The organism is Tenacibaculum sp. AWR4_210 (genome assembly GCF_056160945.1).
This window is the reverse complement of the sequence record NZ_JBSWYF010000003.1, coordinates 60,046-73,418: the sequence shown is the minus strand read 5'-3', so window position 1 is coordinate 73,418 and position 13,373 is coordinate 60,046. Positions and strand designations below refer to the sequence as shown.

The following is a 13,373-nucleotide window of genomic DNA, read 5'->3' as shown; positions in this document are numbered from 1 at the left end:
AAAATGAGTGAAATTATAAGGATAAAAACCATAAGCGAAGTACATCATTTTTTAGAGCTAGAAAAACCAAATCATCCTTTGGTTTCAGTAATCCAAATAGATGATAAGATTACAAATTTTAATTATGGGAACGCAAAATACATTTTTGACTTCTATCAAATTAGTTTAAAACAAGGCTTTTCTGGCTCGATGAATTATGGCAGAAACTCATATGATTTTGACGACGGCACGTTAACGTTCATAAAGCCAAATCAAACTGTTCAAGTAGAATCTCACGAAGAAATCAAAGGCAGTTCAGGTTGGACCTTGCTTTTTCATCCCGATCTGATAAGAAAATCAGAATTAGGAAAATCAATAGAAAGTTATTCATTTTTCAATTACGATTTAAACGAAGCACTACATTTATCAGAAAAAGAGAGAAAATCGATTACTAATTTAACATATAAAATTAAAGAAGAATACAATCAAAATATAGACAAGCATAGTCAAGAACTTATTGTATCAAATATTGATTTGTTATTAAAATACAGTAAACGTTTTTATGACAGACAATTTTTCACAAGAACAAACCTAAACAAAGATATTTTAGTTGACTACAACAAAATTTTGAATGAATACTACAATTCAGATAAACCAATTGTAAATGGCGTTCTAACTGTCAAGGAGTGCGCTGAACAACTGAATTTTTCAGTTAATTACTTGGGAGACCTTATTAAGTCAGAAACAGGTAAAAGTGCAAAAGATTATATTCAAGATTATGTTGTTAACAAAGCAAAAACCAAATTATTAGGGACAAGTGAAAATGTAAGTCAGATTGCTTATAGTTTAGGATATGAACATCCTCAAGGATTTAACAAACTATTTAAATCCAAAGTAGGTTTAAACCCAAGTCAATATCGGAATTTAAATTAATTGAAAATAAAACCCAGTGCCTAACAACGTATATAAAAAATAGCAGAATTAGTGTAAGCATTATGTTTACACTTTTTTATTATCTTTCATCTATCTGAAAAGTATAGCTTTTAAAACTGCTACTTTTCATATACAAAGCCGTTGTAAGCAAGTCTAAAAATAAAATTATGGAAAAACCATTTGATACAATATTGAGAAAAGTGTATGGTAATCTAGAAAAGACAGAAAAGAATTTTGTTTTAAACTTCAACCAAAATGATAAAATTTTAGTATGGATTGTAGGGTTTTCAGTTACGGCATTAACTCTTATTGTTTCTAAAATTACGGACTTAAATAAGACATATGATAAAGGAATTTTGAAAACGGCTTTATTACTATTAATTATTACAGTTATAAGCGGAATTATATACCGAATTTTTGCTCTTTTATTTATGACAAAATACCAAAATAGAATGTTCATTTTAGAAGAAGCTTTTTCAATGGAGAAAATAATGCCAACTAAAGTGCCTGACTTGACAGAGATAAATGACATTCATGAAATATATCAAATAATAAAATCGGACTTTGATTTTGACTACTCTGATGTTGTTCAACTTTACAATAGTGCAGAAAACCCTGAGTCAAAAAAGTATTATTTAGATTATTTGAAGAGTGAACATAAAAGAATTGGAGAATGGGCGAAAAATAATTATGAATATGGAATTAAATATGTAAAAAGTGTATTCAAAGATACTTTTGGTTTTAGTGACAAACTAATTGAAAGAAAGTTTCAAGCTAAAAATGATATAATTTATTTAAGAACATACCGATGGATTTGCACTATTTCAATTTATAGTTGTTTCCTATGTTTTATAGCCGTTCTTATTTTACTAGCATCAAACTATAACTAAAAACCAGCTTACAACAAAGTGTATAATTAATAAGATTGAATTTCCGGAGAGGAAATTCAATCTTATTAATTATCTTTCCGCAACAACGGAAAAGAACTCGCGTCCTTTCCCGCAAAAAATCATACACAAATACGTTGTATACAATTAAAAAACGAAACAATTTTGAGAAAGTTACTTTTAATATTAATAGTCTTTATTTCTTGTGAAAACAAGTCTTCAGAGCCAAAAATTAAAAAAACAGTTTTAGGTTTGTATAATGTTGTTGAACCAAAAGAAGAATCGAAAAATGTTTACATATTTGGAGAAAATGAATTATATCATATAACTTGTAATAATATTATTAACGGAGACTATTCTACTTTTAAATACTTCATTAAAGGAAAAAGTATTTTCACTTGTTTAAAAGGTGTTATGGAATGTGAAAAAAAATCAAATTATGATTTAAATTATACTATTAAATCTATAGATACTATCAACAATAAACAGATTCTTCTTTTAACTTCAAACAATACTCTTTTTAAATTAAGTAAAAACTTAGATTAAACATGGAAACTAAAATCAAATGAATATTCCGAAAGATTGATTAGGTGGTCTGAAAAAGCAATTTCTCAATTAGGCTACTCTATCAATTTGTTCACTACTGTCGGAATATCATTTTTAACCTATTTAATAACCAATAAAGAAAAATTTCCAAAATATAGTTCTAATGGTGAATTTAGTTTTGTTTTGACGCTATATTTAATATGCCTTTTCTTCATTTTTATTTCTGTTCTTTTTGGTTTTATTTCAATTTTAAGTAGATTATTTGATTTTAGAATAACTAGACATCTATCATTTATAAGAAAAAAACACTATAAAAAACATAATAAAACATCTGGATTAAGTAAAGACCACATCATAGATATCTCTAAAGAAAACTCGTGGAAAATATTTTATAAGACTGTATTTAAAGACCTTAATTTAATTTCTCAAAAAGATTTAGATTCAAATAATGTAAGTTCAAAATTTGAGCAATTGAGAATAGCCTCAGCTGTTTTAGGTAATTTAACTTGGAAAATGCATAAATATCAAATATGTATTTTACTATTTTCTTCCTTAATATATGGAATTACTATTTTTGTATAAAAAGAAGAATATAAAGAAATTAACTGTATAAAACACCGTATAAAATTAATTGCTGGTACAAGCTTACTTACGAAAATCCTCGCGGATTTTCTATTCAGTTTGTATTTACTAAATTAGTCGCTTAATCAACGCAAAAAATCTTATACAAACAAGTTAGTAGAACATATCATCTTACCACAAAGCACCTTAATTAAGGTGTTTTTTTATGTCCAAGAGTTTAGTAATCGAATTATAAAATAAGAGTAGGTTCTCCGACACCTTAAAAACGGAAAACGTTCATTGACATGATCATGGTAAGTTTTAAAAGTATTAGAGGAGATTGTAACATTTTACATTTTAAAGCATCTAATAATTTGGATAAATTTTTTAGTCTAAAAAAAGATGTTGTATGATGAATAAAATAATTAGTTTAAGAGGTACATTTACTAAAACCCTGTTACTGGAAGATAATTCTTTATGGTTTAGTTCAGAAAAGTTTACAGATGAAATTTCACTTAAAGCAAGAATAAATACAGATACAGATAAATATTTAAACAATGATGCTAAGGTTAACTATTCTTCAATTAAAAAGGTAGAAATGAATGAAGGTTCCAATAAGATTAAATTATGTTATAATGGAAAAGAGACCGAAGTGGTTTATTTTGTTTTTGAGAGTAGAGCTTTAGCGCATAAAATAGGTGAATTTATCGCTGCTAATACATCGTTAAAAAGAAGTATTAAGAGAGAGGGAACTTTAAAAAAAATATTCTACAATAATAATGGTTTTTGGGTTTTAGGAGTGATTTTAATAACGATACTAGCATATTTTAAATTTTTTATGACTGGTTTTTATGAAAAAGGAAAATTATATAGGATTTTAACTTTTCTACATGATTCTATTGGAGCTAATGGGATACTTTTCATAGGAGTAGCCATAACAAGTTATTTTGTAATAAATATTTTTAGAAGATTTTTAATAAAAGTAAACGATATTATTTTTGAGTAGATTTAGATGTCATAATTGTATTAATCATTCCCTTAAGTTTAGGACAGTAATATTACTAATCTAAGTTGCTAAGTTGATTAAAAGTATTGAAAATTATAATTTTTTTGAAGAAGGTTAACAGGTTCTTGTGTCGTTGTTGAGTTAGTTATTTTCACGTTTGATCTTCTTGCACCATGGTGAATGATTTTTAGTGAATTTCACTAGCCGTTAGATATCTTAAGTGCTTGTTCAAAGTCAGATAGTTAATTCTATGTTCATAATAATACTTATACTTTAAATTTTGTTAATATTATTGCACCAATCATGGTAGAGTTGATTATAGGGTAATTATTTACCTTGAATTAAAATGCTTCTTAAATTAATGAATTAATCAACGATTATATGTGAAGTAATAGTTATGATTAGTATAAGAAAGAAGCTTCGTAATGTTAAATGATCAATCTTGTAATGCTAGTTTTTCAATTTAATTTCTTTTTCAATTCCTAGTTTTTTCATTTTTGCAAATAATGTCTTTGGATTCATGTTTAATATAGTAGCAGCTCCTTTAGTTCCACTAACACGCCATTTGGTGTATTCTAGTACTTTTACAATGTAATCTTTCTGCATAGATTCAAAAGATTTAAATGAATCATTTTTAATCTCAATAGATTCTTTTGGTAACCAGGTTCCAGGGTTTAGAGTTGTACCATTTTCAATTATAACAGCCCTTTCAATCAAATTTTCTAATTCTCTAATATTTCCTGGGAAATTGTAATTAGTTAATGCTGTAATTGTTTTTTTTGATAATCTTTTAAATGTTTTTCCTGTTTTAGCACTATACTTATCGAGAAAGAATTGAGCTAAGAGTGGGATATCTTCTTTTCTTGCTCGTAGAGGAATATTATGAATTGGGAAAACATTTAGTCTATAGTATAAGTCTTCTCTAAAGGTTCCATTCTTTGTCATTTCTTCTAAGTTTCTATTAGTTGCAGCAATTACTCGAACATTTACAGATTGAGTTTTACTTCCTCCTAACTGATCGAATTCTCCTTCCTGTAATACACGAAGTAATTTGGGTTGTAAATCTATCGGCATTTCGCCTATTTCATCAAGAAAAATAGTTCCTCCATCAGCTAAAGTGAATTTACCAATCTTATCTGAAATAGCACCTGTAAACGCTCCTTTTTTATGCCCGAATAATTCACTTTCAATTAATTCTTTAGGAAGTGTTGCACAGTTGATTTTAATTAATGGGCGTTCTTTTCGTAGACTATTATTATGTACGGCACTAGCAAGCAATTCTTTTCCTGTTCCCGATTCTCCAGTAATTAGAACGGTTGTTTCAGTTGTAGCCACTTTATAGACTTGTTTCAATATTTCTTCATAAGATTCACTTTTACAGATAATATTATCAAAATTAAAATTTTTATTAATTTCTTCTTGTAAATATTCGTTTTCTGATTCTAATCGATTTTTTAAAGACTTAATTTCCTCGATTGCTTCATAAAGTTTCAGATCTCTTGCTTTTCTTTCGCTTATATCACGAACAATGGCACAATTATATTCTTCGTTATTATAATGAATGTGATTCGCCGTAATTTCCACCGGGAATTTAGTTCCATCTTTTCTTGTTATAAGCCATTCAAAGTGAAGTGACCCTTTTTCGATAATCTCGTCAAAATGTTCTTTCCACCAATTTTTATTTACGGTAATATCTAAGTCAAAAATTGTAAAGTTGTCTAACTGTTTTTTAGAAAATCCTAATTGATGTAAAACGGAGTTACTGTAGTGAATTAAGTCTCCATTTTTATTATATACATATACCAGGTCCTCAGCATTATTTATAATTTCTTTGAAAAACTGTAATCTTTTCTCCTTTATTCGCTGATCGGTGACGTCTTGGTAAATACCAATAACCTTATAAATTTTGTTCCCTTTTAAGACTGGTTTTGCACTGCATCGGATATACCTAGACGGACTCTCTTTAGTTTCCAAAACTTGATCAAATTCAACACCATTTCGAATTACATTACGTAATAATTCTTTGTATTTTTCTGAATCTTTAAAGAAATGAATAACACGTGCTGGAAATAGACAATCTTTGTCTTCAGTTTTAAATGTTGTTAAAGCTACCGACGTTGTAATTAAAGACCCATCTTGTAAATTTAACTTCCATCCACCAACGTTCGCCATTTTTTCTGCATTATCTAGGAGTTTTTTATAGAAACTAGATTCGGTAATATCATTCACGATGGCACAGATTAATTTCTTTCTGTTATTTGAGAAAAATTGAGTAGAAACTTCAACATCATAGAATTTTCCATTCTTGTTTTTGTGAATAGCCTTAAAATTATGTTCTTTATTTTCTTCTACTAATTTCCAATGTTTTTTCCAACTTGCTTCGGTTGTAGTAGGGTTAATATCAAAAATTGAAAGTTTCAGAATCTCTGATTTTGTATAGCCTAGACGCTGATTAAACTTTGAGTTTGCATATACAATATTACCTTTTTCATTCATCCACATAACCTCGTAAGGCAAATTATCAACTAACCATTCTTTAACTAAGTCTTCTTTAAAATCTGTCATGTTCAATAAAAATAACTTCCTTAAAAGTAGTTGATTTTTCTTAAATATTAGGTAATTCTAATAATAAGGAAATTTTAAATGTCGCGTATCAGTATTAAAAGCTTGTTAATCAGGTATTTACGTTTGTGGCACAAGAATAGCTTATAGATATGGAAAATAGAAAAAATGAAACGTAAAGAATTTTTAAAGAAAGCACTAGCTGGCAGCACGGCATCTTTAGTCGGAGTTTCAGCATTAGCTAACAGCAATACAAAAGAGTCAGAGAAAATAGGATACAATCATTTACCTAATAAAGAAAATAAAACAATGAATACAGTAATTCACAAAGCTGATACAAGGGGTAATGCTAACCACGGATGGTTACAATCAAAACATACATTTAGTTTTGCCAATTATCATAATCCAGAAAGAATGCATTTTGGAATGCTTCGCGTATTGAATGATGATATTGTTGCACCAGGAATGGGATTTGGAACGCATCCTCATAGAGATATGGAAATCATTTCTATTCCAATGGAAGGGGATTTAGAACATAAAGATAGTATGGGAAATACCGCAGTAATTAAGTCTGGTGATATTCAAGTAATGAGTGCAGGAACGGGAGTTACACATTCTGAGTATAATAAGAATAAAGATAAGCAGGTAAAATTTCTACAAATCTGGGTGTTTCCAAAAGAGAAATCTGTTGAACCAAGATATGATCAAATCACTTTAAATATAGCTGATCGAGAAAACCAATTACAACAAGTTGTTTCTCCAGACCCTGATGATGCTGGAGTTTGGCTACATCAAGACGCATGGTTTCATATGACAAAATTAGATCAAGGAAAGTCAATTGATTATACTCTTAAAAATTCAGATAGAAATGGAGTGTACGCTTTTGTTTTAAAAGGAGATGTAACGATAAACAATCAAGGATTAAATACCCGTGATGGATTTGGAATATGGGATGTTGATAGCTTAGATATCCATGCTGACTCAAATGCTGAAATCCTATTGATGGAAGTACCAATGAACTAGTAAATATTAACATTTATAAAAAAATAATAACAGTCTTTATAGACAAAAATCAATTAAATATGAAAACAATTAGATTAACTATCGCCGCAATTTTAGTAAGTACGTTATCATTTGCACAATGGAAACAGTACAACCCTAACCCAGTAAACAATCCAGCAAATGCAGCCAAACAAATTTTAAACCCTGGGAATCACGCCCTTATTTTAATTGATCATGAAGGCCAGATGGCTTTTGCTGTAGAGTCTCAGCCAGTTGAAGAATTAAGAAATAACGTTGGTTTGCTTGCAGGAACTTCAAAACTTTTTAAAATTCCGACCATAATTACAACAGTTGGTGAGCGTACGTTCTCTGGTCCTGTATTCCCGGAAATTAGGGAGTACTATCCTAACGAAAAGAGCTATATTGACCGTTCTACAATGAACTCTTGGGAAGATACCAATTTTGTTAAAGCCGTTAAGAAAACAGGCAAGAAAAGACTTGTAATTGCTGGATTATGGACAGAAGTATGTACGACACTAGCAGCCTTGTCTGCTCTAGAAGATGGTTACCAAGTTTATGTGATCTCTGATGCTTCTGGAGCGGTTTCTCAAGAAGCTCATGATATGGCAATGACTCGTATGATTCAAGCAGGCGTAATTCCAATGACTTCAATGCAATACCTACTTGAAAATTACAGAGACTGGGCTCGCTCTGAAGACTATCAAGCCGTAAATGCTTTAGCTAAAAGATATGGAGGAGCTTATGGCTTAGGTATTGATTACATCAAGACTATGCAGAAATGGTCTAAAGAAGAAGCGAAAAGATAATTTTCCGATTGTCCCTATATACCTTATAGGGACTTGGTTTTACTATTATTTAGTATAATGACACTTATTCGATGATGCCTTTTTATTCAAAATTAAAATCGACACCGATATCCAAAAACAAGATGACAAAAATACGTGGAATCATCTAATCAATGTTTTTTTGGATTATGGAGGTATATATTTAGCAAAAGTAGATGATTATCAGTGTTGGAAGAGAGGTGTGCCCCAACTGCATTCATTAATATTGAATGGTATTCTAAGAAAGATGGCAAGCCTTTAATGAAAACCCCAATCTATAAAACCTTTATAGAATCGATGATATTAGGTTCTGTAAGTGTCATTCTCTAGTAGAAGGTAACTATGATTTACAATCCTGATTACTATACTAACAATTAAACATTCAATTAAAGAATGTTTATCTACATCATTTAGATGATAAGAAAAAACAATTTATAAATACAATGGAACAGAAAACTATAAAACACATTATTTCGTTCTTACTTTTACTTCTTTTATTTACCTCTTGTGATAATGATTCGAAAAAGGGAAAAACTAAAGAATCTTCTGAAGTTGCAGATTTAATAGTTACCAATGCTAAGGTAGCAGTTATGGATACGAACGGAACAATGGCAGAAGCGATTGCAGTGAAGGAAGGAAAAGTTCTGGCAACTGGATCGAATGAAGAAATTCAAAAACTTAAACATCAAGATACACAAATTCTTAATGCAAACGGAAGAACAATTATTCCAGGTTTAAATGATTCTCATTTACACTTAACTCGTGGAGGGCGTTTTTTTAATTCAGAAGTTCGTTGGGATGGAGTTAAAACATTGAAGAGAGCTTTGGAAATGTTGAAAGAACAAGCAAGAAGAACTCCTAAAGGTCAATGGGTAAGAGTTATTGGAGGTTGGAGTCCTTTTCAGTTTGAGGAAAAACGATTATTCACTATGGAAGAGTTAAACCAAGCAACTGGAAATGTTCCTACTTATGTTTTGCTTTTATACAGTCAGGGGTATTTGAATCAAGCAGGTTTAGATGCTCTCGGAATTGATGAAAATACAAAAGCTCCTAAAGGTTCTGAATTTCAAAAAGGTCCGGATGGAAAGCTAACAGGTGTTTTAATTGCCGATCCAAATCCAACTATTTTATATGCACGTATCGGAAGTCTTCCTTCTTTAACTCAAGAAGAAATGGAAAATGGAACAAAACAGTTTTATCATGAACTCAATAGTTTCGGATTAACCAGTGGAATTGATGCCGGAGGCGGTGGACATAAATTCCCAAAAGATTATTCAGGAACAAAAGCATTGGCTGATGCTGGCGAAATGCCAATTCGTTTATCATATTTTTTATTTCCTCAAAATAAAGGAGAAGAATATGAGGAGTTTACAGAATGGATGGAGAGTAATGAAGTTGGTCATAACGGTGAAATTCATTTAGATCATGGTTATGAATTAGAAGGAGGAGGAGAGTTTTTAGCATGGAGTGCAGGAGATTTTGAGAATTTTTTGGCAGAACAACCATTATTGGATAGAGATAGGCCAACTTGGCGAAAAGACTTAAAACGTATTGTTCGTTTGCATGTTGATAATGATTGGCCATTTAGAATTCATGCAACTTATGGAGAAACAATTTCTCTAATGTTAGATGTTTTTGAGGAAGTAAATCAAGAAACAAATGGGAAATTAGCAACAAAACGTTGGTTGTTTGATCATGCAGAAACAGTCAAGGACGAAGATTTAATTCGAATCAAAGCACTAAATGGAGGAATCGCAATTCAAGCTAGAATGGCGTATGCAGGTGAGTATTTTGTGGAGAGATATGGAGCTGAAAAAGCAAAATCAGCTCCACCGGTTAAGAAAATGATGGAAATTGGAATTCCTGTTGGTGCAGGAACGGATGGAACTCGGGTAGCAAGTTATAATCCCTGGCCAGCTTTATACTGGTTAGTTACAGGAAAAACTGTTGGAGATTTTCAATTAGCTTCAGAAGAAAATAAACTTACTAGAGAAGAAGCTTTGTATTTATATACCAAAGGGAGCGCTTGGGTTTCAAATGAAGAAAATGTAAAAGGAACTTTAGAAAATGGAATGTATGCTGATTTTGCAATCCTTTCAAATGATTATTTCACAGTACCTGAAAAGCAAATCAAAGAGTTAACCTCTGTATTAACAGTGGTCGGAGGAAAAGTGGTTTATGGCAAAGAGGAGTTTTCAAATTTAAGTCCGAAAATACCTGAACCTATTCCAAGCTGGTCGCCAGTAAAATACTTTGGAGGTTATCAAAAAAATAAATTATAAAATTTTAAATAGGAATATACAAATGGAAACAAGAGTAAAAACAACATGGAACGTAGATACAGCTCATTCTGAAGTAGCGTTTAAAGTAAAGCATATGATGATTTCAACCGTAACAGGATATTTCGAAAATTTCGACGCCTCGGTTGCTACAGAAGAAGATAATTTTAAGGACGCAAATTTTGGTTTTACAGCTAAAATAGATTCTATAAACACGAAAAATGGAGATCGAGACGCTCATTTAAAGTCGGAAGACTTTTTTAATGCAGATAAGTATCCAGAAATGAAATTTGAATCAACTTCTTTTGATGGAAATAGATTAAATGGAAATTTAACAATTAAAGATGTCATGAAACCAATTAGTTTGGATGTAGATTTTAATGGTGTTGCTGTTGATCCTTATGGACAAACAAAGGCAGGTTTTGAAATTATTGGAACAATTAATCGTAAAGACTTTGGATTAACATGGAGTGCAGTTACAGAAGCTGGAAGTATTGTTGTTGGTGATAAAATTAAATTATTGATAGACCTTCAGTTTGTAAAGCAGTAAGTAATTTAATCAAAAAGGACTGATATTTTTGGTATTAGTCCTTTTTATTAAAACGAGTAAAATATGAGGGCTCAATATGTTAAATTTCGTTTGGCTTCGGTTGCGTTTGCGCTTTTCAGAGTTCAGGGACTGCCGAAATTATTAGATTTTAGTAAAACAGTGAAAAAAACTGATTCTTTAGGAATAATAGGAAGCGCAAGTACTGTTGTTACTGCTTTTGTTAATGTATGTTGAGTTTTTTTATCGATAGGCATTTTTACTAGACTTGCGATACAAGCTATTTTAAGTATAACATTAGAAGGATTAGTATTATTCCATTTTAATGATGGACGAGTATATCAAGATATTCTTTTAAAGTATTCTATCATTTTTGGCTTTATCCTTTATTTAGAGCCTGGAAAATATAATTTAGATTTTAAGCTTTTTAAATCATGAAACAACAATTAATATTTATTGCTTTAGCTATAATAGCAGGGGCAGTTTTACCTTTACAAGCTGGATTAAACATTCAACTAGGAAAATCTGTACATCAACCAATTTTCGCGGCTTTTGCATCGTTTTTAATAGGAACGATTGGGTTGTTTATTTACCTCTTTATTTTAAAGTTTGATTTTTCGTTTTTGATAAATGTGAAAACTGTTTCTCCATGGGTTTGGTTTGCTGGATTATTAGGGGCGTTCTATGTTGCTGTGGTGATTATCTTGGCTCCGAAATTGGGAACTGCACTTACATTTTCATTAGTTGTCGCGGGACAAATGGCTTTATCAATTGCTTTTGATCATTTCGGCTTGTTTGATCTACCGGTAAAACATATAAATTGGAAACGTTTACTTGGTGTTGCTTTTTTAATTATGGGGGTACTTTTAATTAGAAAATTTTAGGAAATGAAGAAATTGCGGGTAATTATAGTTTTAACTAGTTTTTACAATCTTTCCTTTGCACAGAATGATGTAGATAATATCTCTTATGGCTTATTGAGGCAGAATGATCAAATAAAAGTAGAAAAAACTGGTTCTTTTTACGATAATATAAGGAATATTAAGATTTCTGAAAATATAAGTTTAAGGTTTGGTGGAAGTTATCGTTTTCAAATAGAAACTTTCATTAACGAACAATTTAATGGCACCACAAGGCAAGAAACGGATGCATGGTATTTACATCGTTTGATGTTACATAGTCATATGAAAATTGGAAATAAATTGGAGTTTTTTGGAGAGCTAAATTCCAGTTTAATTCATAGTAAGAAGATTATAACTCCTGTGGATAAAGACGAATTAAATATCAATCAATTGTTTATCAGATATATAATAAATAAGAATTGGAGTGTTTTAATTGGAAGACAAAACATGAGGCTAGGAAGTGGTAGGTTAGTAGATGTTAGAGAAGGACCAAATGTTAGATTATCATTTGATATGTTAAAGGTGTCCTTTGAAGATGATAGAACGAAGATATTTTCGTTTTACTCATTTCCGGTAAGGCCAGAAATTGGTGTTTTTGATAATAAATATTTGCAATTAAAAGAGAGTTTAAGTGCGCTGTATTGGACTCAAAATTGGTCAAAGAACACTAATACCGATCTCTATTTTTTGTATAAAATTGAAGAAAACAAAACCTGGAGTTCAGGCTTTGGAGATGATGAACGATTTTCTCTAGGTTTAAGACATTTTGGTAACTGGAAGAACGGTTTTACATATAATAATGAATTTGTTTATCAATTCGGAAAGTTTGAAAACCAAAATATAAGTGCTTGGACAGTTTCTTTTAATATTGAAAGACAATTTTTATTTGGGGAGTTAGGAGTTAAAACGGAATTAATAAGTGGAGGGAGTAATGATAAAATACTAAATACGTTCGACGGTTTGTATCCTAGGGGGGCTTATTTTGGACGCGTAGCTCGTTTTGGACCTTCGAATCTTATAGATATTCATCCTTATTTTAACACCAAAATTGGTAAATTTAGTTTGGAGTTTGATTACGTTGCGTTTTGGAGGTATTCTAAATTTGATGGGGTGTATGGTCCATCTCTAACATTAGATTATCCATCTTTAAATGAGAGCAGGTTTATAGGGAACCAGTTTGGAGTGATAATAGAATATAATATGGGTGATTTTTTGTCTTTCGAACTAGAATCGAATGTCATATTTCCTGGTGCTTTTCTTCAGGATATTAATTTAAATGATAATTTGTATCATTTTGTATTAACAACTGAAATAAAATTTTAAA

12 protein-coding genes are annotated in these 13,373 nt (G+C 30.6%); 11 read left to right on the top strand and 1 reads right to left on the bottom strand.

Going from position 1 to position 13,373, the window contains the following annotated elements:
• Positions 1 to 3 precede the first annotated feature (3 nt).
• The 5 genes from ACXAG7_RS06250 (at position 4) to ACXAG7_RS06230 (ending at position 3,912) form a co-directional block, all read left to right on the top strand.
• Positions 4 to 912: a helix-turn-helix domain-containing protein gene (locus ACXAG7_RS06250; protein ID WP_476666319.1), complete on the top strand. Its 909-nt coding sequence runs from the start codon at positions 4 to 6 to the stop codon at positions 910 to 912.
• A 167-nt stretch (positions 913 to 1,079) separates the two neighbouring features.
• Positions 1,080 to 1,802 carry a hypothetical protein gene (locus tag ACXAG7_RS06245; protein ID WP_476666318.1) on the top strand — a complete coding sequence of 241 codons (723 nt, stop codon included), beginning with the start codon at positions 1,080 to 1,082 and terminating at the stop codon, positions 1,800 to 1,802.
• Positions 1,803 to 1,964: 162 nt separating this feature from the next.
• On the top strand, positions 1,965 to 2,345 hold the full coding sequence (locus tag ACXAG7_RS06240) for a hypothetical protein (RefSeq protein WP_476666317.1): 381 nt from the start codon (positions 1,965 to 1,967) through the stop codon (positions 2,343 to 2,345).
• 87 nt (positions 2,346 to 2,432) lie between these two features.
• A complete protein-coding gene (locus tag ACXAG7_RS06235) occupies positions 2,433 to 2,927 on the top strand; it encodes a hypothetical protein (RefSeq protein ID WP_476666316.1) in 495 nt (164 codons plus the stop codon).
• A 388-nt stretch (positions 2,928 to 3,315) separates the two neighbouring features.
• The gene (locus tag ACXAG7_RS06230; RefSeq protein WP_476666315.1) at positions 3,316 to 3,912 is read left to right on the top strand and encodes a hypothetical protein; all 597 of its coding nucleotides are present in this window, start codon (positions 3,316 to 3,318) and stop codon (positions 3,910 to 3,912) included.
• 450 nt (positions 3,913 to 4,362) lie between these two features.
• Here the strand turns inward: ACXAG7_RS06230 and ACXAG7_RS06225 are convergent, their stop codons facing one another.
• Positions 4,363 to 6,477: a sigma 54-interacting transcriptional regulator gene (locus ACXAG7_RS06225; RefSeq protein ID WP_476666314.1), complete on the bottom strand. Its 2,115-nt coding sequence runs from the start codon at positions 6,475 to 6,477 to the stop codon at positions 4,363 to 4,365.
• A gap of 306 nt (positions 6,478 to 6,783) precedes the next feature.
• On the opposite strand from ACXAG7_RS06225, the gene ACXAG7_RS06220 reads away from it, so the two are divergent.
• From ACXAG7_RS06220 to ACXAG7_RS06195, 6 genes are all read left to right on the top strand, one after another.
• Positions 6,784 to 7,497, top strand: a complete 714-nt coding sequence (locus ACXAG7_RS06220; protein ID WP_476666540.1) for a pirin family protein — start codon at positions 6,784 to 6,786, stop codon at positions 7,495 to 7,497.
• 59 nt (positions 7,498 to 7,556) lie between these two features.
• On the top strand, positions 7,557 to 8,303 hold the full coding sequence (locus ACXAG7_RS06215) for a hydrolase (protein ID WP_476666313.1): 747 nt from the start codon (positions 7,557 to 7,559) through the stop codon (positions 8,301 to 8,303).
• 461 nt (positions 8,304 to 8,764) lie between these two features.
• Entirely contained in the window at positions 8,765 to 10,603 is a 1,839-nt protein-coding gene (locus ACXAG7_RS06210; RefSeq protein ID WP_476666312.1) for an amidohydrolase, read from the top strand.
• Positions 10,604 to 10,625: 22 nt separating this feature from the next.
• Positions 10,626 to 11,150: a YceI family protein gene (locus ACXAG7_RS06205; RefSeq protein ID WP_476666311.1), complete on the top strand. Its 525-nt coding sequence runs from the start codon at positions 10,626 to 10,628 to the stop codon at positions 11,148 to 11,150.
• 431 nt (positions 11,151 to 11,581) lie between these two features.
• Positions 11,582 to 12,031 (top strand): DMT family transporter, encoded by a 450-nt coding sequence (locus ACXAG7_RS06200; protein WP_476666310.1) that lies wholly within the window; start codon positions 11,582 to 11,584, stop codon positions 12,029 to 12,031.
• 3 nt (positions 12,032 to 12,034) lie between these two features.
• Positions 12,035 to 13,372, top strand: coding sequence for an alginate export family protein (locus ACXAG7_RS06195; protein ID WP_476666309.1), 1,338 nt, complete (start codon positions 12,035 to 12,037; stop codon positions 13,370 to 13,372).
• Position 13,373 lies beyond the last annotated feature (1 nt).

What these genes read in the sequence shown, in the direction of transcription:
- ACXAG7_RS06250 (WP_476666319.1), top strand. Translation starts at nt 4, where the DNA reads ATGAGTGAAATTATAAGGATAAAAACCATAAGCGAAGTACATCATTTT.
- ACXAG7_RS06245 (WP_476666318.1), top strand. Translation starts at nt 1,080, where the DNA reads ATGGAAAAACCATTTGATACAATATTGAGAAAAGTGTATGGTAATCTA.
- ACXAG7_RS06230 (WP_476666315.1), top strand. Translation starts at nt 3,316, where the DNA reads ATGATGAATAAAATAATTAGTTTAAGAGGTACATTTACTAAAACCCTG.
- ACXAG7_RS06225 (WP_476666314.1), bottom strand. Translation starts at nt 6,477, where the DNA reads ATGACAGATTTTAAAGAAGACTTAGTTAAAGAATGGTTAGTTGATAAT.
- ACXAG7_RS06220 (WP_476666540.1), top strand. Translation starts at nt 6,784, where the DNA reads ATGAATACAGTAATTCACAAAGCTGATACAAGGGGTAATGCTAACCAC.
- ACXAG7_RS06215 (WP_476666313.1), top strand. Translation starts at nt 7,557, where the DNA reads ATGAAAACAATTAGATTAACTATCGCCGCAATTTTAGTAAGTACGTTA.
- ACXAG7_RS06210 (WP_476666312.1), top strand. Translation starts at nt 8,765, where the DNA reads ATGGAACAGAAAACTATAAAACACATTATTTCGTTCTTACTTTTACTT.
- ACXAG7_RS06205 (WP_476666311.1), top strand. Translation starts at nt 10,626, where the DNA reads ATGGAAACAAGAGTAAAAACAACATGGAACGTAGATACAGCTCATTCT.
- ACXAG7_RS06200 (WP_476666310.1), top strand. Translation starts at nt 11,582, where the DNA reads ATGAAACAACAATTAATATTTATTGCTTTAGCTATAATAGCAGGGGCA.
- ACXAG7_RS06195 (WP_476666309.1), top strand. Translation starts at nt 12,035, where the DNA reads ATGAAGAAATTGCGGGTAATTATAGTTTTAACTAGTTTTTACAATCTT.